Source organism: Bacillus sp. MRMR6 (genome assembly GCF_001940785.1).
Lineage (GTDB): Bacteria > Bacillota > Bacilli > Bacillales > Cytobacillaceae > Neobacillus.
Genome location: NZ_MSLS01000004.1, coordinates 189,398 through 211,048 on the forward strand (window position 1 = coordinate 189,398; position 21,651 = coordinate 211,048).

Here is a 21,651-nt window from a genome sequence, read left to right on the forward strand (position 1 = left end):
GCAGCAGTCTTTCTTTATCTGGCTAAAGCCTTTGCTTTCAAGGAACGTTTTTGCCATGTTAGTGTAATAAACAAGGTGATGACTAAAAGCACGAGTCCTAAAATAAATGGGTAGGTAATTTTTACATCATATAGTAAACCGGCAAGTGTTGGTCCCGCTACGTTGCCAATACTCATATATGCATTGTTCATTCCCATTGCAAATCCCTGTTCATTTCCAGCCATTTTAGATATCAATGTATTCAACACCGGTCTTAAAATAGAGGTAGATAGGAAAATGATCAATGAAATGACAAAGAAAAACGAATAATTGGTTGCAAAAAGAGAAAGGAAAAACCCTGCTGCAGCAACCCCGATAAATACATTAAGGACCGGTACCTCACCAAACCGGTTAACAATCTTATCAACTACGAAGAGCTGAACGATAACACTGACAACTCCAGTTGCTGTCACCATGATGGCAATATCTTTAGCTGTTGAGTCGAATTGATTGTCAAGGTATAATCCGATGACTGATTCATAAGCAATTAACCCAAAGCTCATGACTAAAGTGATAATTAGTGGTACAAAATAAGGCATTTTTACGGAGCGGGCGATTTTTCGAGCCATTGGTTCGTCCTCTGCCATTGCTGCAGCTCTACCTGCTTGATTGATGTCACTTTCTTTAAGCAGGATAATTGAAAATATAACAGCAACTAGTGACACAAGTGCTGAAATTAGGATTGGAAACTTCAGGCCAAAGTCAGCTAAAAAACCGCCAATGCCTGGACCTACCACAATACCTAGTGACATCGCTGCAGAAACTAAGCTGTTTCCTTTAGCCCGTTGGTCAAAGGTTGTGATGTCAGCTACATAAGCGAAAATAGCTGGTATTAAAAGGGCACATCCAATGCCGCCGACAACACGTGAGGTATACAGTACCAAAAGTGAATCAGATGCATAAAAGATAAACATGGATAGAGTTAGCCCAGACAACCCATAAATGATCATTTTCCTGCGGCCGTACTGATCTGTCCATTTACCTGCAATCGGGGAGAAGAGGAACTGAGCTCCTGCAAAGATGGCAATGAACAATCCAGCTGCCGTACCACCTTGGTTGATGGATTGTAAGTAAGCTGGGAGTATGGGAATGATGATACCGAAACTTCCAATGGCTATAAACATATTAATCATTAATATAATAATTTTTCTTCGTTGATCTCCAGTCATGTACTTGCATCCTTCTTTCATCATGTATCTCTTAAAAAAATGTTAACTTTTTTTACCATACCTTCTATCATAAATAGGATTTAATAAAAAAGTCAACTGGGAGAGCTTGGGTATTAAAAAGAAATAAAATAGAGTGTGTACCAGATAAAACGGTCCACACTCTACTTGTTTTTCTTATATACGCGTTTCGGTCCGTTGAGTTTTAATTCGGAAATGGTCTTTTTATCACAGATCACAAACAGCTGAGCATCCTTAGGAATCGGTTCATCTAGTTGCTGGTTTATATGCAAATTCCCTCGGTCAGCGACCAAAGTAGCTCCTTTATTAAGTAAATCCATAAAGGCATCACGATAGGTCTTCCATTCTTCCCTTTTTGGAATCTCATACATCGTCTCCTCATACTGAGTACTCATAAGTTCGGAATACATATGAGTGACCCCGTGGGAGAAAAGCGAGCGGACAGCAGCATGTGAAATCATTTCCTGAGTCGGAATGAATTCATCAACATTCACATGTTCGAACAAGCGGATATGCTTTTCAAACATGACTTCAGCTGTAACATGAATGGGGATTTTTAATCGTTCTTCAATAGATGTAATAGCAGTAGCCACCAGCAAGGTCTTTCCATCTACAAGAAGCGGATCTCTAGTAGCAAAGTTCTCTTGCGTGGTTTGGTCGGCAAAAATAATGACCCCTTTAGCTTTTGGCAAATTTGCATTTAATAGTGTCTCTTCATCAGCAGGATCCCCTTGAACATAGAAAAGACGGTCCTCCAGAAGGGGTGCCTTTTCAAGATCATCAATGACAACAATATCAACTTTTTTATCGGATTTTAGAATTTCTTTTATCGCCAATTTTGATTTAATGCTCCAACCGATTAAGATAATATGATTTTTCCCGGTGTACTTCATTTTTCCTCCAGCTTTGAGTTTATCGATCAGATAGACAGATGTAATCACCTTACTAATAAAAACACTGACTAACCCAATCCCAGTTATGTAAAGCAGAATGGTAAATACTTTTCCTTCCGTGGTAGCGGGTGAGTAGTCACCAAAACCAACAGTAGCTAGTGTTGTAAGAACCCAGTATATAGCATTAAGATAGGATTCAAAGGTTTCAGGTTCAATATATAAAGCGATATAGGCAGTGATGAGTATATACAAAAGGACAAATGGAACAAAAATTCTATTTCTTAGCTTATTAAGATAATAGAGGACTTTTATAAAGGGAATTCCCATGAGACCCATCCTAAGTGTAAATGATTAAGTTAAGTAAGCTTATGGTCCCAATAATACGGTTATCTTAAACATAGGCTTAGAGGATAAAATAAATTGGTTTTATTAGGTTGAAGGATTATAATGTAAAACAAGATTATATCGCGGCCGCAGGGGGATTGATTTCATTTGAATACTTCATTAAGAGAGCAGAATATCGTGTTAATCGGGTTTATGGGGGTCGGAAAGACAACCGTTGGAAAGCTAGTTGCTAAAAAACTTTTTCGAGATTTTTTAGATATTGACGAAGAAATAGAAAAAGAATACCAGATGCCTGTGTCGCAAATATTTGCAGAGTTGGGTGAAAAGGTCTTCAGAGAAAGAGAAAAAGAGTTTATCATGAACTTATGCCAGCATAAACTTAAGATTATTTCGGTTGGCGGCGGGGCTTTTCTTCAGGAAGAAATTAAAAATGTATGTATGTCTACCTGTACGGTTATTTACTTGGACATATCCTGGGGGGATTGGAAGAGCAGGCTAGAACTCATTAGTGAAAGCAGGCCGGTCCTTCAGGGGAAGTCCCTGTCTGATATTGAAGATTTATTTTATAAGAGAAAAGAAATTTACTCTAGTTATCATTCAAAGATAGAAGTTGGAATCCAAAGTGCGGAAGAGGTCGCAGACAGCATAGTTCAGACATTGAAGGTATCATGGGAATTGCACGAAACGAAATAAATTCGTATGGAGTGGGGATATGAAAAAGACGATAAGTGTTAAAGGGGTAACCATTGGCGAAGGAGTTCCAAAAATTTGTGTTCCGATGGTGGGGGAAACATTAACGCAATTAAAAGAAGAAGCAGCCTTTTTAAAGACGATCGATCTTGATCTCGTCGAGTGGCGCGTTGATTTTTTTGAACATGTTGAAGAGATTAACGAAGTGGAAGAGGCACTTAGCGAAATTCGTGCCATTCTTTCAGATGTACCGCTAATATTTACCTTCCGTAGTGCCAAGGAGGGGGGAGAGAAAGAAGTTACTGCTTCCTATTATTTTGAACTGAATAGGTCAATTGTTGAAACAGGTTTAATTGATGTAGTTGACATTGAGCTGTTCAATAATGAGATAGAAATAAAATCACTTATTTCAACAGCGCATAGCAACAACGTTTATGTAATCATTTCAAATCATGATTTTGATAAAACGCCAGCAAAGGAAGAAATCATTACCCGTTTGATTAAAGCTCAGGAATTAGGCGGGGACTTGCCGAAGATTGCCGTTATGCCTAGAAATCCTGCTGATGTGTTGACTCTTTTAGATGCAACCCATACAATGAACGAACAATTTGCTGATAGACCCATTATAACCATGTCAATGGCAGGTAAGGGAGTCATTAGCAGGCTGGCTGGTGAGGTGTTCGGGTCAGCCATCACGTTTGGGGCTGCCAAAAAAGCTTCCGCTCCTGGTCAGGTTTCAGTCGCCGAGCTTAGGAAGGTCCTTTCGTTGATTCATTCTAGTCTATGATTCTGAAATAGTATTCCCTGTGCGTGTGTTACATATGTTTATTCCAATTTAAGCAGTGTTAAGAGACTGTCCAAGAAAAAACCGCGTCAGTCTTTTAATATTGGTAAGATTAGATAGAGGTGTACACTATGAATTCTGTCGAAGATAAAGTAAGAATTGATGTCCTTGATTATTTACGGGGATTTGCACTGTTAGGGATTATATTAGTCAACATCCTGCCGTTGCTTGAGGTGAAATTGCCAGCTCCGGAATCACTTGATGCATCTTACCAAAGGTTTTTATTTCTATTTATGGAAGGCCGCTTTTATACACTGTTTTCCTTTTTGTTTGGTGTTGGTTTTTATCTCTTTATTTCAAGAGCCATTGCTAAGGGGAAAAATGGTTACTTTCTGTTTTTTCGAAGAATCCTCATATTATTTATCTTTGGGATTATTCATGTTCAGTTTCATCAAGGGGAAGCCCTAACCGTCTATGCGGTTGTTGGTCTTCTATTATTAGCATGCTTTAAAGTCAGAAGAAAGATCAATCTAGGTGTTGGCTTACTGCTATTATTTGCATTTAGTATCCTTGCATCTAAACTATTTATGGTCATACCGTTAATGCTGCTAGGCATTGCAGCTGGACAATATCAGGTATTTGAAAGGGTTGCAGAAAAGATAAAAAAGGTTAGAATTTTCACCTTGATTATGCTAGTCCTTGGCATTGGGAGCTTGAATTACCAATATCAACTTGTCCCTTCTATGCCATTTGGATTTTTTGCAGGAGGAGTGGATGAGGATACATATATGTTTTTAAGTATGGGCATTATGATTGGTCCAATTGTGTCGGCTTTATATGTGGGGATCCTTATGCTGCTTTTACAGTTCCCGCTTGTCCAAAAAATCCTGTCTCCATTAAAGAGTTATGGTAGGATGGCATTAACCAATTATCTTTCGCAAACCATCTTGATCTATTTGGCAGGCCATATGTTTCAGTTATTCGGACAAATTACGTATTTGCAATCATTGTTTGTTTGCTTAGTCATCTACGCATTCCAATTGATCTTTAGTGTTATTTGGCTAAGATATTTCCATTTTGGACCGATGGAATGGTTGTGGCGCTTACTAACCTACTTGAAGGTACCGCCAATGAAGAAACAACTTAAGGTACCTGGAGCCTAATAGCTATTTAATAGATCGAAAACACCATTCCAAAAGGGATGGTGTTTTTGATTTAATACTATGCTAATTGCTGCTCAGCATACTCGCGATATAAATGGTGAGTTCTAGTTAACTCTTGATGTGTTCCAATCCCCGTTATATGTCCTTTTTCGATAAAGATAATCTTATCAGCATCGACAATAGTGGATAGACGGTGAGCAATCACAAAAGTAGTTCTCCCTTCCATTAATCGGGATAATGCTTGTTGAACGACTCCTTCAGATTGGCTGTCCAAGCTGGCCGTTGCCTCGTCCATCATTAAAATCTTTGGATTCCTCAAAAATGCACGGGCTATCGCTATCCGCTGACGCTGACCTCCGGATAATTTTACGCCCCGCTCGCCAACCTCCGTATCTAGTCCTTTTGGGAAAGCCTTGATAAATTCATCCGCGTAGGCCATTTTGGTAACTTCCCAAAGCCGTTCATCGGTAATTTGATTGTCGTCGATTAAGCCGTAGCATAGATTATCGCGAATCGTTCCAGCCATCATCGCACTTTCCTGCGATACATAGCCAATTTGACTGCGCCATGAATTAAGGGTTAGTGAAGTGATGGGTGTATCGCCAATGAAAATTTCACCAGCATCAGGTTCATAAAAGCGCTCGAGAATTCCGAACATAGTCGTTTTCCCGCTGCCGCTTGGCCCCGCAAATGCAATCATTTCTCCAGGTTGCGCGTCGAAACTTATGTCTTCTAGGACGGGTTCCTCAGGACTATAGGCAAAGGACACATTCTTCACTTGAATAGGCTTATTTGTAATGTCCATCTCTATTCCTGTTTGCCCTTCCTCAAGCGGGAGCTCTAATATGTCAATAATTCTCTCTGTTGCGCCTTTTGCTTTCTGAAGTTGAGTGAAAAACATCGCAAAGGAGGTAATGGGAAAAACAATTTGAAACAAGTAGAGTAAAAAGGCAACGAGAGAACCAGTAGACATCGTGCCATTTGCTACACGCATGCCGCCGTAGCCGATTATCATCACAATTACCGTCATCATGACGAGGTACATAATAGGAGCGATTAATGCGGTGATGCGGGCTTCTTTTAAACCAAAACCCAATAATCGATCGACTCCTTTTAAGCCTTTAGTTCCTTCATGTTGTTCTGCAGTAGAGGACTTCATTAAGCGGATTTCACTAAGTGTCTGCTGAATCTCCCCGGTAAACATGGCTGTTTCGTCCTGTAGGCCCCGTGAAATCTTCGCCATTTTTCTGCCGAGCGGTATCATAATCGCTAAAGTAGTCGGAACAGATATTAACATGAGGAGAGTCATTTTCCAATCCATGATTAATAGAATCGTAATTGCACCTATGATCGAAATAATTCCTGTAATAAATTGCGGGAAGTGGTTAGAAATTAAATCTCTTACTACACTCGTATCGTTAACAATTCTACTCACAGTCTGCCCGCTGGATTGTTTATCAAAATAAGCTACAGGCAAGCGAATTAATTTTACCCACATCCGCTCTCGCAGCCGGGCGACTATTTTTTGGCCAACAAAGCTTAGCAGGTAAATAGAAACACCATTGATAATAGCTTGGGTTATAAAGGCGGACCCAATCCCGATCATAAGTGGGACGCTTAAAAGGGCAAAAGAGAATCCATCGACCAAGTTTTTAGTGAGAACAGGTACCATAAGCCCTGCTAGAGTAGTAAGAACGCTGGCTGCTAACCCAACAGCGAGAGCAAGTTTTGGAATTTTGGTTGATAAAATAAGGGTAAAGAATGGTCTTAATCCGTTTGGTGGATGTTGCATAGTGATATCTCCAATCTTAATGGGTGCTATTAACATCATAGCCTATTTCAGTATGATTTCATGTGAACTATATGAAAAATAAAAAGATGTTGAGCTACTGGCAGTTGTATGAATAAAACTTTTAGACAGGAAAGGCGACTCACAGCAGATGCGGGTCTTTATTTATGCATAGAAAAAAGAAATGTAACGTAGCAAGAGTACTTGCAGTCTAATTTTATGAGCACATCATATTAAAAGAGGAGTGGGAAGATGAAATTTAAGATGTTTCTAGCTATTTTAGTAGGGCTTTGTTTCACTTTTATATCAACAGTACATGCTTACGCACAAACAGAAGATATTCTAAAAAAACAAAAAGAAATTGACGACTATGTTTTTGTACAGCATCAAGATGAATTAACGGAAAAAGGAATTACGGTTACACATACAGCACCGCTAGAAGATACAGTTGAAATAGGAATCATTCCATATAATGAGGAGAACATCAGCTATTTGTATGATATTTTTGGCGAGGAGCAAGTAACGATTGTTGAAGGACAGCAAGCTGAACTAATGAACCAAACTACTTTACAAGGTGAGCCATCAGTCTCTGAAACTTCAAATGATAACACTTTTTCCATGACGTCACTATTTATAATTGCCGGGTCTATACTGCTATTGGGAAGCTACCTCTTATTAAAAAAGAAAAAGGCATAGTTGGGTGGTATTAAAGAAGGTGTTTATAGTAAAAAGAATCATATTCCTTCTAGTTAGCATTACGACCATATCTGCATGTGACTTAAACCCTAATGACTTTTTCCCTGTAGCTGACAGTCCTCATAAACAAACTGAATTAACACAAAAGGAAATCGAGTCTAGTTCTTTTCGTGAGCCTTATCTTCTTGAGATTAAAGGGGAATCAAATCAGTTATCGAAGAAGGCATGGGGAAAAATGTTAGAATGGCGTATACAGATGGTTGATTTTGCAAAGGGCCAGGAAAATGTCTATAGTAATGGTCCTGATCGGAAAATGGTTGCACTCACCTTTGACGATGGACCTGACACTCTTGTTACAGCAGCAATTATTGACATTTTAGAGGAGTATGAAGTTACCGGGAATTTCTTTTTTGTCGGTGAGAACGCAGAAAAATATCCAGAGGTTGTAAAAAAGGCCTATGATAAAGGGAATTTGGTATTGAGCCATAGCTATCATCATATTGACTTGGCAAAGCTCGAGATTCAAGAAGTACAAAAGGAAATAGAAATGGCCGAAGAAGCGATAGAAAAAATAATAGGACAAAAACCAGCTATGATCCGTCCGCCATTTGGTGAAACAAATAATGATGTTGCTACCGTAGCCATGAAGAATGACTATCAAATTGTACTATGGTCGATCGATACTCTTGACTGGTCACAAAGGGAAGCAGGGAATATTGTGAGAAATGTAACCGAAAATGTTAGAAATGGCGATATCATTTTAATGCATTCCGCAGCACAACATAGTGAAACCGAAAGGGCATTGCCGCTGATGATAGAAGAATTACAAAAAAGAGGCTACCAAATTGTTGGGCTGGACACATTATTAAATATCGATGCTTATCAATAAAAAAAAACATCTCTCGAATACTCGGGAGATGTTTTTATTTATTGATTTTTTAACTTTTCAAGCTCTGAAAATACGGCATCATAATCTTCTTTTTTATCCGCTTTAAAGGAGGTGTTGGTATAACTGATGAGGCCCTCTTTATTGACAAGGAAAACAGAGCGGGCTGCAACTGCCCCTTTTTCATTAAATACCTTATAGTCTTTTATCGTCTGCCTATGCCAATCCGATACCAATGGATAGGGAAGTGTACTCATGCTTGCAGAAAACACTCTGTGTGAGTGAATGTGATCCGCGCTTATTCCGAGTATTTCGGCATCCAATTCTTCAAATCGCTTATAATCCTCTTTCCAAGAGGTAATTTCTTTAATTCAGCCGGGGGTGAAATCCATCCCGTAAAAGGCCAACAAAACATTCTTTTTCCCTTTATAATCGGACAGGGAAATCTTTTCTTTAGTCGTAGCAGGCAGGGAAAAGTCAGGTGCAGTGTCCCCAATCTTTAAAGAATCTTCCAAGATTATTCCTCCTCTCTAGGATTAATAAAGTGAAACTTCCATCAGTGGGGTTTTCTTCATCCCCCACTGATGGTTAGTTGAACTTATCGGGCATTTACGGGCAGTTATCCCCACCTAGGATTCCTTGTTTACACACATAGCATTGAGGTGGGTGTATTACTGCCCGTTAATGCGGGATAAATACCTACCATATAAAATGCCCATTTGATCCTAAATTAGACAGGTAATCTTTCTTATTTAGAATTTAAAAACCAATCAGGTTTGATAGGTTAGCACCTTTCTTATGTCACAAATTATTCAAAATTAAGTGAAAATAGTTCTCAATTATCTGTTGACTATAAAATTGACGATGATATAATCAAAAATGTAGAAACTTAATGATAATGATTTTCAATATCACTTAAGGTTTGCTAGAAAAATAGAAATGTTGGAGAAAGCCATGAAGAAACGATATTTACTAATCGCCTTAATTGTCTTATCTGCCACATCCTTGTTTGTGGGCGTAAGCAGAATATCTCCATTGGACTTGTTAAATTTTCAGTCTGAGGAAACAGAAATCTTCTTAATAAGCAGACTTCCTAGATTAGTAGCCATTCTCCTTGCTGGTGCAGGGATGAGTATTGCTGGATTAATTATGCAGCAGCTCAGCCGCAATAAATTTGTATCGCCAACAACGGCGGGAACATTGGATGCGACGAGGCTGGGGATTTTAGTATCGATGCTGTTATTTGCGAATGCTTCGATGCTTGAGAAGATGGCAGTTGCCTTTGTCTTTGCGCTTGCTGGTACGTTTGTGTTCATGCAGATTCTTGACCGCATCAAGTTCAAGGATGCCATCTTCATTCCGCTAGTGGGAATGATGTTCGGAAATATTTTGTCTTCGGTCACAACGTTTTTTGCCTACCGGGCAGATGTGATTCAAAATATGTCAGCATGGCTGCAAGGGGATTTTTCGATGATTATGAAAGGGCGTTACGAGCTGCTATACATAAGTATCCCGATTTTAATCATCGCTTACTTTTATGCCAATCGATTTACCGTCGCTGGGATGGGAGAGGATTTTTCAAAAAATCTCGGTCTTGCCTACCGCAGAGTTGTCAACATCGGCCTTGTTCTAGTCGCTTTAATAACGGCTACAGTAGTCTTAACAGTTGGTATCATTCCGTTTCTTGGTTTAATTATTCCTAACATTATCTCAATATTTAAAGGTGACCACCTGCAAAAAACATTGCCGCATACGGCACTCCTTGGAGCGATTTTCCTTCTAATTTGTGATATTTTAGGCCGGGTGCTTATTTACCCTTATGAGATCTCGATCAGTCTCATGGTCGGCGTAATTGGAAGCGGAATTTTCTTATTCTTACTTTTCCGGAGGAAGGCATATGCGTAATGGGCTTAAATTGGTGATTCTTGCATTGATCGCTGCAGGAGTTTGTGCCATCTACTTACTTCATGAACTGAACGGAAGCTTTGGCTATGCGCTCCCGAAACGAACGATTAAGGTTCTGGCAATGGTGTTGACAGGCGTTACAATCGCCTATGCGACTGTTGTTTTTCAGACCATCACACATAATAGAATTTTGACACCGAGTATCATGGGGCTTGATTCCCTTTACATGCTGTTACAAACCTTGGTTATTTTCTTTTTAGGCTCCAGCCATTTAATTGTTGTGAATAAGCAAATGAACTTCATGATTTCTGTGGCTGCTATGGTGGTGTTTGCGTTACTGCTATATAAGTTCTTATTTAAAAAGGGGAACCAGCCAATTTATTTCTTGCTGCTTGTCGGAATTATAGTTGGGACATTTTTCTCAAGTATCTCAACCTTCTTTCAAGTGCTAATTGATCCAAATGAGTTTCAGATTGTTCAAGATCGAATGTTTGCCAGCTTCAATAACATTAATTCAGATTTAGTTTGGCTGGCGGTTGTCATCGTAGGCCTTGTCATGATTTATGCTTTGCCGTATTTAAAGTATTTAGATGTATTATCACTTGGCCGTGAGACAGCCATTAACCTTGGGGTTCCATATGACAGCATCGTCAAAAAAATGCTGGTCATTGTTGCAATCTTTATTTCAATCTCTACTGCTCTTGTTGGTCCAATTACCTTTTTTGGCTTAATAGTGGCAAATTTATCGTATCAATTTTTCAAAACTTATAAACATAAGACACTAATAACAGGTGCCATTTTATTAAGTATTATTGCACTGGTTGGCGGGCAATGGGTGGTCGAACGAGTCTTTACCTTTTCGACAACGCTTAGTGTGATTATCAACTTTATCGGCGGTGTCTATTTCATCTATTTATTACTGAAGGAGAGGAAAACGGCATGATTTCAGTTCGATCCTTATCAAAGTTCTATGGAAAAAAGTCGGTTGTTGAGGACGTAACCGTTGATATCGAACGGGGAAAGATTACTAGTTTTATTGGACCAAATGGTGCTGGAAAATCTACTTTGCTATCAATGGTCAGCCGTTTGCTCGACGCTGATACCGGGGAAGTGCTCGTTGACAAATCTGATGTAAAAGAGATGAAATCGAATGAATTTGCTAAGCGGATTTCGATCTTAAAGCAGTCAAACTATATGAATGTTCGTCTTTCAATACGCGAGCTTGTCAGCTTCGGCCGTTTTCCATACTCAAAAGGACGGTTAACGGAGGAAGATGAGGGTATTGTTGATCAGTCACTTGAGTATATGGGGCTAACTGAAATGCAGGACAGCTTTTTAGATGAGCTATCTGGAGGTCAGAGGCAGCGTGCCTTTATTGCGATGGTCATTGCTCAGGATACCGAGTACATATTACTCGATGAACCACTTAACAATTTGGATATGAAGCACTCTGTTCAAATTATGAAAATCTTACGCCGTCTAGTAGATGAGCTAGGGAAAACGGTTGTCATTGTATTGCATGATATTAATTTTGCCTCTGTCTATTCCGATCGAATTGTCGCAATGAAGGATGGAAAGGTGGTAAAGGACGGTCCGACAGAAGAGATTATTCAGTCTGAAGCGTTAAAAGAGATTTACGATATGGACATTCCCATCCAGCAAATGGGTGGCTGCCGAATCTGTGTATATTTTAGTTCATAAATAATAAAGTTCAAAATAAAAGGAGAGATTTTGGTTATGAAAAAGTGGAGTTTTTTAGCGTTAGTTTTATCATTGGTACTTATGTTGGCAGCTTGCGGGGCAAAGGAAGAAAGTAAAGCTGAAGAGGCATCTGCAAGTAAGGAAACAGAAGAGGTAGAAAAAGTCACCATTACTCATAAGCTAGGTGAAGCTGTTTTTGAACAGAGTCCGGAGAAAGTAGTAGTATTTGACTTTGGAATCTTAGATACATTAGATGAATTAGGAATTGAAGTAACAGGTGTTCCTCAAGCAACCATTCCAACTTATTTAGAAAAATATGCAGACAGCAAATATACAAATGTCGGCAGCTTAAAAGAGCCTGATTTCGAAGCGATCCATGCGATGCAGCCGGATGTAATTTTCATCTCAGCACGTCAGGCAGAATTGTATGACCAGTTTGCAGAAATTGCACCAACTGTTTATGTGGAATTAGATTACACAAAGTATATGGAATCATTTGAGTACAATATGAATCTTGTTGGTGAAGTTTTTGGTAAGAAAGATGAAGTGGCAGCAGAATTAAAAGAAATTAAAACGAGTGTAGAAGAGTTAAATAAAAAAGCATCTGAGCTTAATAAAAAAGGCCTAATCGTGTTAGCAAATGAAGGAAAAGTTAGTGCTTATGGATCAAGTTCACGTTTTGGAATCATCCATGATGTGTTTGGATTTGGAGCTGCGGATGAAAATATTGAAGTATCGACACATGGACAAAGTATCACGTTTGAATATATTATGGAAACAAATCCAGATGTATTGTTTGTCATCGACCGTAATACAGTTGTAGGCGGACAAAGCGGTGCGGAAAAAACGATCGAAAACGAACTTGTACAAAAAACAACTGCTTATAAAGAAGATAAAGTGATCTACCTAGATCCAAATTCTTGGTACCTAAGCGGCGGCGGTCTAAAATCAGTTAAAATCATGGCTGAAGAAATCGAAGCAGCACTATAATTTGTAGAAACGACAAACGGTGCCTGTCACCTGAATAGGGAGGGAAAAGGATGTTTTATCAAGTTAAGAGATTTGTAATAAAAGAAGGATTTTCAGGTGAGGTAGTGGAGCGCTTCTCTAAACGGGGCGGACTCATGTCAGAGCAGCCTGGCTTTATTGAAAAGCAGGTGTTGGTGAAGAAAGTTCGACGCGGTGATGAGGAAGTGCTAGTAATGGTCCGCTGGGAGTCTGAGCAGGATTGGAAGAACTGGGAGAAGCATCCCGATCATATTGCTGGACACCGGGCAAAGCAAGGAACGAGCAAACCGGAATATATTATTGAAACTGGCCAAGACGTTTATGAGGTCAAAGGGTAATAATAAAGTGGAAAGAAGCTGACAAGAGTTTGTCAGCTTTTTACCTTTCTTCTAGGTTTACGTTATGTTCCTTAGTCAGTTCTTTCATCTTAGCATTATAGTCATTAATCGTTTCTCTTCCTTCGTTTAACAACTTGTTAGCTTCTTGGATAAGATTTGCATCTTGCTTTTCAAGTGCATCTACTATTTTTAGAAATCCATCATACTGCAGCTTTGCTCCTTTAATGTATAGTTTATGAATTTCTTCAAGTTCCGCGGTTTCAATTGTCACTGCCTCTAACTCTTTTATGAATTCAGTGTAGTTTGGAATCACTGCATTGACTAACGCATCATACATCGTCGGGTCATCCTGATAATTGGCCCCGGAAACCCCTTCATAAGATGTAATTGCTTGAACTTCAAGTTCTCGAGCAGTCGACAATTCGTCATTCACATAGCTCAAAATATCATCCTGAACCGGCCCTCCAAAACAACCTGCCAATAACAAAACACATAAAAAAACCACCGCTGCCCATACCCTTCTCATAGCACCGCCTCCCCACCCATCCAATATATGAAGAATTGCAAGTCCGCTATGCATTGGTATTTACAAAAAAAGGTAAAGTGTACGCCTGAGGTGGACAGTGTCCACGGGTGGTGCCTGTCACCACACTTTGTCTGAAAAATGCAATTGAAGCCATGCCGCATGGAGGAAATATTTTTATCGATTATGAACTGATCCAAGAAAATAGGCGAATAATAGTCACGTTTATTGATAAAGGAATTGGAATCGACCGTAATGTATTAAGATATTTAGTGACACCTTTCTATACGTCAAAAGATAAGGAAATAGGGCTTGGATTGACCGTTAAAGCAACAAAATCATTCAAGAACATAACGGAGTAATGAAAATAGATAGTCATCCAGGCAAAGGAACATCTGATAAAATCGAGCTAAATTACCTATAAATAGTGGCAGGAATTACCTCGGGCTCCAAAAACAGAAGTGCTTCCTGCCCCTTATTTTTATCTGTACGCCCCACGTGGACATTTTGGGGTATTTGTCCACGAGCGGTGCCTGTCACCGAATGTTGTCACCGAATGTTTTTCACCGAATGTCGCACAGCGTAATATCCTTATTTTAAGTTTCATAGGTTATAAGGATGGCTGTTTGGTGTTCGAATGGGAAGGGGGATTTGGTGTGTTAGTAACGATTATGGTTATTCTTTTGGTGGTGTTTATTGTTGGGCCGCTTTGTTTTCTCCTTTGGCTGTATATTTTATCAAAGAAGCCACAGCATTCGATTATTCGTGCCTATCCCTTTTTGGGTTGGATTCGGTATTTATTAGAACATATTGGACCGGAATTGAGGCAGTACTGGTTTGATAGTGATACTGCCTCAAAGCCTTTTTCACGTTCTGAGTTTCTAGGAATTGTGTTTTCAGCGAAATATCGTACAGATCTTATCAGCTTTGGTTCGAAGCGAGACTTTGAACAGCCAGGTTATTATATCGCAAATAGTATGTTTCCGTTACTAACTGAGGAATTACGAGTGAACACTCAAGAAAAAGTCCAGTCACTCTCCTATAAAATTGACCATGAGGGGTTGTTTACACGAAGAGAACATTTAGAATCGGAAGAGGTGCCGCGCTGGCTGTACCCTGAAGAAGACGCCATTGTAATAGGGTCTGAACGTCGTTTTCCTTGGACATTATCTGGTCCTTTTGGAGCTTCGGCCATCTCGTACGGGGCTGTCGGTGAAAACTATATTCTTTCTACGGGGTACGGTTGTAATATGGCAGGGGGGTCATGGATTAATACAGGTGAAGGCGGTATTACACCTGAGCATCTAGTGAGCGGTGCGGATGTAGTTGCGCAAATCGGACCAGGTTTATATGGATTTCGAGACGATGAAGGCGGTTTTTCCCTTGAGGAATTTAAACGAAAAGCAAAAGAACCCAATATAAGGGCCTTTGAACTGAAGTTTGGGCAAGGAGCTAAAATCCGTGGCGGGCATTTGGAAGGGGCGAAAGTAACCGAAAAGGTTGCACGCATACGGAAAGTTGAAGTGGGAAAAACCATCAATTCTCCTAATCGATTTCAGTTTTTACGCAATGCTGCTGAGACCTTACAGTTTATAAAACTACTCCAAGAGGAAGGTGGAAAGCCGGTTGGAATAAAGATTGTTGTGGGTTATCATCTTAATCTGGATGAATTCTTTGAAGAAATGATTAGACTAGAGATATACCCAGATTTTATTACGGTGGACGGCGGTGAAGGGGGAACTGGTGCGACATATAAATCGATGGCTGATTCTATGGGACTACCGCTTTTTCCAGGTTTGGTCATCCTCGTCGACAAGGCGCACCAGTATGGTGTTCGGGGTAAACTAAAGATTTTTGCATCAGGTAAGTTAACCTCTGCTGACAAAATAGCTATAGCACTGGCGATTGGAGCAGATGCTGTGAATTCAGCAAGGGGATTTATGATTGCCAACGGCTGCATTATGGCCATGGACTGTCACACAGGAAAATGCCCTGCTGGTGTAACGACGACAGACCCAAAGTATCAAGATGCACTTGTCCCTAGCGAAAAAAAGTGGCGGGTGTTGAATTATATCATTAACGTCAGACAGGGGCTTTTTGCTCTTGCTGCGGCATGCGGCCTTGATACACCTAGAAAATTCAACAGAGATCACATTGTATTCAAGGACCAAGAGGGAAAGGTAAAAAGACTGTCTGAACTCTTTCCCATCCCCGATAATTTTAAATGATTTTTTAAAAAATAGTTCAATGCCTATCAATTTTATTGCCAATCCATCATTAGATAGAGAAACAAGCAATTGACATAAAAAGGACGGATGGAGTATGGCAAAGAGAAATCGGGGGAAAACATTAAGTCATTTGCCTTCTGGGGGACGCGGGACATGTCCGTTATGTAGAAGAACAAGAATAAAACTTCTTTATACTCATAAAACGGAAGCAAACGAAACGATAAAGGTTTGTAAAAACTGCCGTCTTAAATGAATTCATCAAGTTCCCTTGTATATCTGGGAGCTTTTTTTATTAAAGAATGTTATTGTTGAATATTACATTTTACCTATTAAAAACTTTTAAATAGTGATAATTATAGTATTGTTTTTTTCTATTATTCATATTATTATATTTTTCTGTTGATAAAAATACAGATATACTAATAAAAATACAAAAAGCAGGGGTTAAGTATGAAGAAGAAAACTATTGCAGGATTATTGGCTATTGGATTAATAACTACAGTTCCTATGACACCAGGATTTGCAGAGGGACCAAAGTGGACAAATGTAAATGTATATGAAGAACTAGGTGGAAGCTTATTTAATACTGAGAACTATGACTTTGTTAAATACTCTCAAATTGGTACTAAGCTTAATGGGATTGCCAAACAGTCGAACCGTGTTAAGGTCGAGGTCCGAGGTACGTCAGCAGACGGTCATCCTCTTTATGTGGTGACAATTGCAGACCCGACTACCCAAGGAAAGTTCGGTAAAATCCAGTCACTGAGAAAACAGATGTTCAAGAACCCTGGAAAAGCTCAGGACTGGATCGCCAACAATCCAGATTTTAAGGTACCCATTATGATAAACGGTTCCATTCATGGGACTGAATTTGTTGGAAGTGACGCACTGTTACAATTAATTGAGCGTTTTGCAACCCAAAATGATCTAGAAACTAAAAAAATACTAGAAAATAATATTCTTATATTCAACGTCGTTCAAAATCCGGATGGACGAGTGGATACTACTCGTTTTAATGGCGAAGGTATAGACTTAAACCGTGACTTTATCACTCAGTCACAACCGGAAACTCAGGAAACTGTAGAACTTATTAAGGAATGGAATCCAATGGTATTCCTAGATACACATGGATACGTGAAAGACTATGGACAGAACCTTCAAGGACTCATTGAACCATGTACTCCACCCCATAATCCTAATTATGAATATGATCTTTATCAAAAGTGGGCTCTAGACCAGGCATTAGCAATGGAACAGGAAGTTATGGCTGATAAAGCTAATTACAAAGGAAGTTTATATCAGAACAAAATGGTAGGGACATATATTCCACAGCGTGATGATGCTGCTGGATGGGATGATTACCCGCCTATTTTCACACCAATGTATGCCATGTATCATGGAGCATATGGTCATACCCTGGAAGCACCAACGAATGACTGGGATGGTGTTCGCTGGATGTACAATGCCATTATGGGGGCATTAAACCATGCTACTGAAAATAAGCAGGCAATGATTGCCGACCAGATTGAAATGTATAAACGCGGTATAAATTTTGACCATCCATTCCACCAAGAAGGATTTTTTCCAAATGCTTATATCCTTCCGGTTGATGAGCAAGATCCAACAGTGACTCAAAAGGCAGTTAACCATTTAGTAAACAATGACATCGAGGTGGTTGAAGCTACAAAAGATTTTACGGTTGAAGGTAAATCATACTCAAAAGGTACTTATTTGATTCAGATGGACCAGGCAAAGGCAGGATTAGCGAATACGATGCTTTGGGATGGTGAGGATATCTCCAATGATACACCAGCAATGTATGATATTTCTGCATGGAGCTTACCTGAACTTTGGGGCTTTGAAGCGATAGCTGTACAAACAGCTGTTACTGTAACGGCTAAAAAGGTGAATCAGATCAATGTTCAAGGGTCTCTTACAGGAAAAGGACCGTTCCTGATCCCGAATAGCTCCGTTAAGGCTGTTAATCTTGTAAACTCTTTACTACAGCAAGATATTAGTGTAAAACGTGATTCAAATGGTAATTTCTATGTAGACGCGGCAGCAAATCAAATTGCCTCGTTTGTTAAAAACTCTGGACTTCATATCGGAACAACTCCAAATGTTCCTAGCGATTCACAAGCCTTAAAAAGCTTGAAAGTAGCAATTCTAAAGGACGGCGGAATGGGTAAAGTTCAGTCCCATAGCGGCACCAAGTTAGCTCTTAAGAGACTAGGGTTTCAAGTGATGGAAGTGACGCCTGTGGAAGTAGCTGAAACCGATTTGAATGGTTTTGATGCATTTGTGTACAGCGGATCAGAAAGTTTAATCACGACAAATTTGTCTGCGGCTAATAAAGAGTTTGGCTTCCAAAACGCTACTCAACTTACCAAGTTTAAGAATAATGTAAATGACTTTCTAAGCAATGGCGGCAAGTATATTGCCATTGGTGCAGGTGCCTCTAGTGCGACGAAGACACTTGGACTTACTGACAATGTGATAGTTACAGCTGGATCCAATAGTAACGGCATTGTGAAGGTGAATTATAGCAGTGAATCTGGTTTATCTGCTGGGTATAGCCAAGAGGACCTCGGATTTGTCTACCGACCAGTTTGGTACACAGGTACTGAAGGTGATAAGGTAGTAGCTACCCTAAAGAAGTCGGCTGATTTCTTTGTTGCAGGTCACTGGAGAAATAATAGCCAAGCCCAAGGGAAGGCAGTCATTGTAAAAGAAGGGGATAAAGACGTAACATTAATCGGATTAGAAGCTGGTTTCCGGGATCATACCGACTACTTGTTCCGACTCCTTTCAAATGCAATCTTCGAAAAATAATAGCGGCTGAAAACTAGCTGAATGTAGAGAAGACAGAGGTAAGCGAGCCTCTGTCTTTTTTAAATGTAATTTATCAGAATGATTTGTGAATTATGAGAATAATGGGGTAAAATGAAGTAAATTCTTTTAGATAAAGGGGGGCTAAATAATGACCTATACTGAAGTAAGGGTAACTGCTGAGTCCAATAAGTTTCATGTTAGTAATGTTCAAATGTATGAGTATTTGGATCAAGCAAGACACGATTGGTACCGTTATTGCATTTTAATAGGTGTTGAGGCGGTAATCGTTCATATAAGTGCCGATTTCAAAAAAGAAATTTTTAACCGTGACCAGTTACAGATACGAACACGTCTCGAGCGAGTCGGAAATACTAGTTTTACACTAAAGCAAGTGGTTACTAATAACCGCGATGAATTAGTAGCTTCCGCAGAAGTAGTAATGGCCACGATTGACCGCCAAGTGAGGACAAAAGTTACTGTTCCCAACGAACTGCGGCTAATGATCAATCAGGATACACCGTTAAATCTATTAATAAATAACAGAGATTCCTAAGCTTTCTTAGGGATTTTTTTGTTGTAAAAAAACATTGATTTTTATCCCAAAACAGTTATGATATTACAGGGATATATTGGGAAAAGGTATGGGTAAATCTATGAAAAAAGTATTTATTATAATAGGAATTGTTCTTTTATTACCGATAAGGTTTTAGTTTTTACATATTTGATTGGTTCTATTATAGTCCAATAGCAAATTACTGCAGAGTACTAAAGTGAACTAGGTGAAAAAATTGGTGACAAAAAATTGGTGACAGGCACCGTCCGTGGACACTTTCCACCCCAGGCGTACAAATTGCGCAAAAAAAGAGATTGAGCATACGGATGCTCAATCCCTTTCAGATATAGATGTTTTTTATTTAGATTTTTTTGAAACGCGTACTACGTTGTAGATGCTGGCTGCTAAACCGCCCCAGATTATGACCATTCCAATAATCATCATTGTAATTGCGCTCGCTGACATGTTATACAGCCTCCTTATTCTTATCTAAAGCTACGTTAGACTTCCACTTTTTAACTGAAAGTAAAATTCCACCGATAATCGCTGCTGCAGCAATAATTACTCCACCATAGAAAATTAGCTCCGTAGGATAACCCTCATAGTTTTCCTTTAGGTTTTGACGGATGTTATCGAACATCATATAACCAAGTACTAATGGTGTAATAACCCCAAGGCAAACCTTCCACCAAGCTCCGATACGGAAGTCGGAAACGTCGTTTGTATGCTGCTGTAAGCCGTTTAAGCCCTTAAAGAACCATGCAATCATAACCACTTCCACTAAGCCTGCAAGAGCAACACCGAAGTTGTTAATGAAATAGTCAACGGTATCTAGTAAATATAAGCCGCCGTTTGTAGCAAAGAGTAAAGAGATCGAAGTTGCTGTTAAACCACCAATTAAAACAGACTTTGTTCTGGATACATTGAATTTGTCTTGGACACCTGCAACGAAAGTTTCAACAATTGAAATCAAAGATGTCATTCCGGCAAAAACGAGTGAAAGGAAGAATAATGTTCCAAAGAAGCTATTCATTCCTGGGAATTCGTTAATAATGCTAGGGAAGACAACGAATGCAAGACCAATTCCACTACTAACTACTTTTTCAACTGGTACTCCCTGTTGGGCTGCCATAAATCCAAGTGCAGCAAAAACCCCGATACCAGCTAGTAATTCAAATCCTGAGTTCGCAAAACCAGTAATAAAAGCATTGTTATTAATATCAGATTTCTTAGGTAAATAACTAGAATAAGTAATCATAATAGCAAACGCAATTGATAATGAGAAGAAAATTTGACCGTATGCTGCAACCCAAACTTTTCCGTTAAGAATTAGATCCCAGTTTGGCTTGAAAAAGGCATTTAATCCATCAGCAGCACCTTCAAGTGTTAAGGCACGAACAACAATAATTAAAAACATGATAACAAGAGCAGGAATGAAAATCTTATTTAACTTTTCAATTCCTTTAGATACACCACGGTATAAAACGATAAGCGTTACAGCCCAAATGAATAGTAATGGAAGAACAATGCCAGGTACTAAACCGCCAATTTCTCCAGGTGTGTCACCAAGCTTTAAGACATCTCCAAATAAGAAACCACCAGGATCCGCACCCCACTGAGTACCAAATGAATAGAAAGTATATTTAAGAGCCCATGCAATGATAACCGCGTAATAAGTTGCAATGACGAAGGAAATTAATACCTGMCACCATCCAAGCCATTCTGCTTTCTTATTAAAACGGAATAAAGAAAGCGGTGCAGAACCTCTAAATTTATGACCTAGTGTAAATTCTAATATTAAGATTGGAATCCCTGCTGTTAATAGAGCGAATAAATATGGTAAGAAAAATGCACCCCCTCCATTTTCATAAGCTACTGCTGGGAATCGCCAGATATTCCCTAGTCCGACTGCTGATCCTACTGCTGCTAGAATGAAGCCGTATCTTGACCCCCACTGTTGACGTTGTTCCATAATAATAACCCCCTAAGAGTATTCTTTCTTTTATAAAAATTCAGAAAACTATTTCGTTATCTTAATATACCTATTAATATCAAAAAAGTCAAAACTTTTTTTATGCTTTTTTTCAATTT

General features: G+C 39.3%; 21 protein-coding genes. 14 read left to right on the forward strand and 7 right to left on the reverse strand.

All coding sequences use genetic code 11. The features are described 5' to 3' along the window. Positions 1 to 14 precede the first annotated feature (14 nt). A complete protein-coding gene (locus BTR25_RS06650) occupies positions 15 to 1,208 on the reverse strand; it encodes an MFS transporter (RefSeq protein ID WP_075687281.1) in 1,194 nt (397 codons plus the stop codon). A gap of 161 nt (positions 1,209 to 1,369) precedes the next feature. Beyond that, entirely contained in the window at positions 1,370 to 2,446 is a 1,077-nt protein-coding gene (locus tag BTR25_RS06655; protein ID WP_075687282.1) for a potassium channel family protein, read from the reverse strand. 210 nt (positions 2,447 to 2,656) lie between these two features. Between BTR25_RS06655 and BTR25_RS06660 the strand changes: the two genes are divergently transcribed. The 3 genes from BTR25_RS06660 (at position 2,657) to BTR25_RS06670 (ending at position 5,101) form a co-directional block, all read left to right on the forward strand. Next, a complete protein-coding gene (locus tag BTR25_RS06660; protein ID WP_075687359.1) occupies positions 2,657 to 3,157 on the forward strand; it encodes a shikimate kinase in 501 nt (166 codons plus the stop codon). Between the two features lie 19 nt (positions 3,158 to 3,176). Beyond that, the gene (gene aroD / locus BTR25_RS06665) at positions 3,177 to 3,941 is read left to right on the forward strand and encodes a type I 3-dehydroquinate dehydratase (protein WP_075687283.1); all 765 of its coding nucleotides are present in this window, start codon (positions 3,177 to 3,179) and stop codon (positions 3,939 to 3,941) included. Positions 3,942 to 4,069: 128 nt separating this feature from the next. Then, entirely contained in the window at positions 4,070 to 5,101 is a 1,032-nt protein-coding gene (locus BTR25_RS06670; RefSeq protein ID WP_075687284.1) for a DUF418 domain-containing protein, read from the forward strand. 58 nt (positions 5,102 to 5,159) lie between these two features. Here the strand turns inward: BTR25_RS06670 and BTR25_RS06675 are convergent, their stop codons facing one another. Continuing rightward, a complete protein-coding gene (locus BTR25_RS06675) occupies positions 5,160 to 6,893 on the reverse strand; it encodes an ABC transporter ATP-binding protein (RefSeq protein WP_075687285.1) in 1,734 nt (577 codons plus the stop codon). Positions 6,894 to 7,142: 249 nt separating this feature from the next. On the opposite strand from BTR25_RS06675, the gene BTR25_RS06680 reads away from it, so the two are divergent. Continuing rightward, positions 7,143 to 7,586, forward strand: coding sequence for a hypothetical protein (locus BTR25_RS06680; RefSeq protein WP_075687286.1), 444 nt, complete (start codon positions 7,143 to 7,145; stop codon positions 7,584 to 7,586). A 19-nt stretch (positions 7,587 to 7,605) separates the two neighbouring features. Further along, positions 7,606 to 8,475 carry a polysaccharide deacetylase family protein gene (locus BTR25_RS06685; protein WP_075687287.1) on the forward strand — a complete coding sequence of 290 codons (870 nt, stop codon included), beginning with the start codon at positions 7,606 to 7,608 and terminating at the stop codon, positions 8,473 to 8,475. 38 nt (positions 8,476 to 8,513) lie between these two features. Here the strand turns inward: BTR25_RS06685 and BTR25_RS06690 are convergent, their stop codons facing one another. Further along, positions 8,514 to 8,987 (reverse strand): redoxin domain-containing protein, encoded by a 474-nt coding sequence (locus tag BTR25_RS06690; RefSeq protein WP_254842643.1) that lies wholly within the window; start codon positions 8,985 to 8,987, stop codon positions 8,514 to 8,516. A 439-nt stretch (positions 8,988 to 9,426) separates the two neighbouring features. On the opposite strand from BTR25_RS06690, the gene BTR25_RS06700 reads away from it, so the two are divergent. From BTR25_RS06700 to BTR25_RS06720, 5 genes are read left to right on the forward strand one after another with little or no spacing between them, the layout of a single operon-like run. Beyond that, positions 9,427 to 10,377 carry an ABC transporter permease gene (locus BTR25_RS06700; RefSeq protein ID WP_075687290.1) on the forward strand — a complete coding sequence of 317 codons (951 nt, stop codon included), beginning with the start codon at positions 9,427 to 9,429 and terminating at the stop codon, positions 10,375 to 10,377. Next, positions 10,370 to 11,320, forward strand: a complete 951-nt coding sequence (locus tag BTR25_RS06705) for an iron chelate uptake ABC transporter family permease subunit (protein ID WP_075687291.1) — start codon at positions 10,370 to 10,372, stop codon at positions 11,318 to 11,320. The genes BTR25_RS06700 and BTR25_RS06705 overlap by 8 nt, the downstream gene beginning before the upstream one ends. Then, on the forward strand, positions 11,317 to 12,078 hold the full coding sequence (locus BTR25_RS06710) for an iron ABC transporter ATP-binding protein (RefSeq protein ID WP_075687292.1): 762 nt from the start codon (positions 11,317 to 11,319) through the stop codon (positions 12,076 to 12,078). The genes BTR25_RS06705 and BTR25_RS06710 overlap by 4 nt, the downstream gene beginning before the upstream one ends. 36 nt (positions 12,079 to 12,114) lie before the next feature. Beyond that, the gene (locus tag BTR25_RS06715) at positions 12,115 to 13,068 is read left to right on the forward strand and encodes a siderophore ABC transporter substrate-binding protein (protein ID WP_075687293.1); all 954 of its coding nucleotides are present in this window, start codon (positions 12,115 to 12,117) and stop codon (positions 13,066 to 13,068) included. Positions 13,069 to 13,118: 50 nt separating this feature from the next. Further along, positions 13,119 to 13,424 (forward strand): antibiotic biosynthesis monooxygenase family protein, encoded by a 306-nt coding sequence (locus BTR25_RS06720; protein WP_075687294.1) that lies wholly within the window; start codon positions 13,119 to 13,121, stop codon positions 13,422 to 13,424. 40 nt (positions 13,425 to 13,464) lie between these two features. Here the strand turns inward: BTR25_RS06720 and BTR25_RS06725 are convergent, their stop codons facing one another. Then, on the reverse strand, positions 13,465 to 13,950 hold the full coding sequence (locus tag BTR25_RS06725) for a hypothetical protein (protein ID WP_075687295.1): 486 nt from the start codon (positions 13,948 to 13,950) through the stop codon (positions 13,465 to 13,467). A gap of 107 nt (positions 13,951 to 14,057) precedes the next feature. Here BTR25_RS06725 and BTR25_RS06730 point away from each other — a divergent pair, with 107 nt between their 5' ends. The 4 genes from BTR25_RS06730 (at position 14,058) to BTR25_RS06745 (ending at position 19,560) form a co-directional block, all read left to right on the forward strand. Further along, positions 14,058 to 14,309 (forward strand): ATP-binding protein, encoded by a 252-nt coding sequence (locus BTR25_RS06730; protein WP_075687296.1) that lies wholly within the window; start codon positions 14,058 to 14,060, stop codon positions 14,307 to 14,309. Positions 14,310 to 14,618: 309 nt separating this feature from the next. Then, a complete protein-coding gene (locus BTR25_RS06735; protein ID WP_075687360.1) occupies positions 14,619 to 16,175 on the forward strand; it encodes an FMN-binding glutamate synthase family protein in 1,557 nt (518 codons plus the stop codon). A 450-nt stretch (positions 16,176 to 16,625) separates the two neighbouring features. Next, entirely contained in the window at positions 16,626 to 19,007 is a 2,382-nt protein-coding gene (locus BTR25_RS06740) for a M14 family zinc carboxypeptidase (protein ID WP_075687297.1), read from the forward strand. Between the two features lie 148 nt (positions 19,008 to 19,155). Further along, entirely contained in the window at positions 19,156 to 19,560 is a 405-nt protein-coding gene (locus BTR25_RS06745; protein ID WP_075687298.1) for an acyl-CoA thioesterase, read from the forward strand. A gap of 357 nt (positions 19,561 to 19,917) precedes the next feature. Here the strand turns inward: BTR25_RS06745 and BTR25_RS06750 are convergent, their stop codons facing one another. Together BTR25_RS06750 and BTR25_RS06755 are read right to left on the reverse strand one after the other, a co-directional pair. Continuing rightward, positions 19,918 to 20,025, reverse strand: coding sequence for a methionine/alanine import family NSS transporter small subunit (locus tag BTR25_RS06750; protein WP_075687299.1), 108 nt, complete (start codon positions 20,023 to 20,025; stop codon positions 19,918 to 19,920). A gap of 1 nt (position 20,026) precedes the next feature. After that, a complete protein-coding gene (locus BTR25_RS06755) occupies positions 20,027 to 21,532 on the reverse strand; it encodes a sodium-dependent transporter (RefSeq protein ID WP_075687300.1) in 1,506 nt (501 codons plus the stop codon). Positions 21,533 to 21,651 lie beyond the last annotated feature (119 nt).

Excerpts from the sequence above, each read along its gene's own strand:
- BTR25_RS06650 (WP_075687281.1), bottom strand. The coding sequence starts at position 1,208 with ATGACTGGAGATCAACGAAGAAAAATTATTATATTAATGATTAATATG.
- BTR25_RS06655 (WP_075687282.1), bottom strand. The coding sequence starts at position 2,446 with ATGGGAATTCCCTTTATAAAAGTCCTCTATTATCTTAATAAGCTAAGA.
- BTR25_RS06660 (WP_075687359.1), top strand. The coding sequence starts at position 2,657 with ATGGGGGTCGGAAAGACAACCGTTGGAAAGCTAGTTGCTAAAAAACTT.
- aroD (WP_075687283.1), top strand. The coding sequence starts at position 3,177 with ATGAAAAAGACGATAAGTGTTAAAGGGGTAACCATTGGCGAAGGAGTT.
- BTR25_RS06670 (WP_075687284.1), top strand. The coding sequence starts at position 4,070 with ATGAATTCTGTCGAAGATAAAGTAAGAATTGATGTCCTTGATTATTTA.
- BTR25_RS06675 (WP_075687285.1), bottom strand. The coding sequence starts at position 6,893 with ATGCAACATCCACCAAACGGATTAAGACCATTCTTTACCCTTATTTTA.
- BTR25_RS06680 (WP_075687286.1), top strand. The coding sequence starts at position 7,143 with ATGAAATTTAAGATGTTTCTAGCTATTTTAGTAGGGCTTTGTTTCACT.
- BTR25_RS06700 (WP_075687290.1), top strand. The coding sequence starts at position 9,427 with ATGAAGAAACGATATTTACTAATCGCCTTAATTGTCTTATCTGCCACA.
- BTR25_RS06705 (WP_075687291.1), top strand. The coding sequence starts at position 10,370 with ATGCGTAATGGGCTTAAATTGGTGATTCTTGCATTGATCGCTGCAGGA.
- BTR25_RS06710 (WP_075687292.1), top strand. The coding sequence starts at position 11,317 with ATGATTTCAGTTCGATCCTTATCAAAGTTCTATGGAAAAAAGTCGGTT.
- BTR25_RS06715 (WP_075687293.1), top strand. The coding sequence starts at position 12,115 with ATGAAAAAGTGGAGTTTTTTAGCGTTAGTTTTATCATTGGTACTTATG.
- BTR25_RS06720 (WP_075687294.1), top strand. The coding sequence starts at position 13,119 with ATGTTTTATCAAGTTAAGAGATTTGTAATAAAAGAAGGATTTTCAGGT.
- BTR25_RS06725 (WP_075687295.1), bottom strand. The coding sequence starts at position 13,950 with ATGAGAAGGGTATGGGCAGCGGTGGTTTTTTTATGTGTTTTGTTATTG.
- BTR25_RS06735 (WP_075687360.1), top strand. The coding sequence starts at position 14,619 with ATGGTTATTCTTTTGGTGGTGTTTATTGTTGGGCCGCTTTGTTTTCTC.
- BTR25_RS06740 (WP_075687297.1), top strand. The coding sequence starts at position 16,626 with ATGAAGAAGAAAACTATTGCAGGATTATTGGCTATTGGATTAATAACT.
- BTR25_RS06745 (WP_075687298.1), top strand. The coding sequence starts at position 19,156 with ATGACCTATACTGAAGTAAGGGTAACTGCTGAGTCCAATAAGTTTCAT.
- BTR25_RS06750 (WP_075687299.1), bottom strand. The coding sequence starts at position 20,025 with ATGTCAGCGAGCGCAATTACAATGATGATTATTGGAATGGTCATAATC.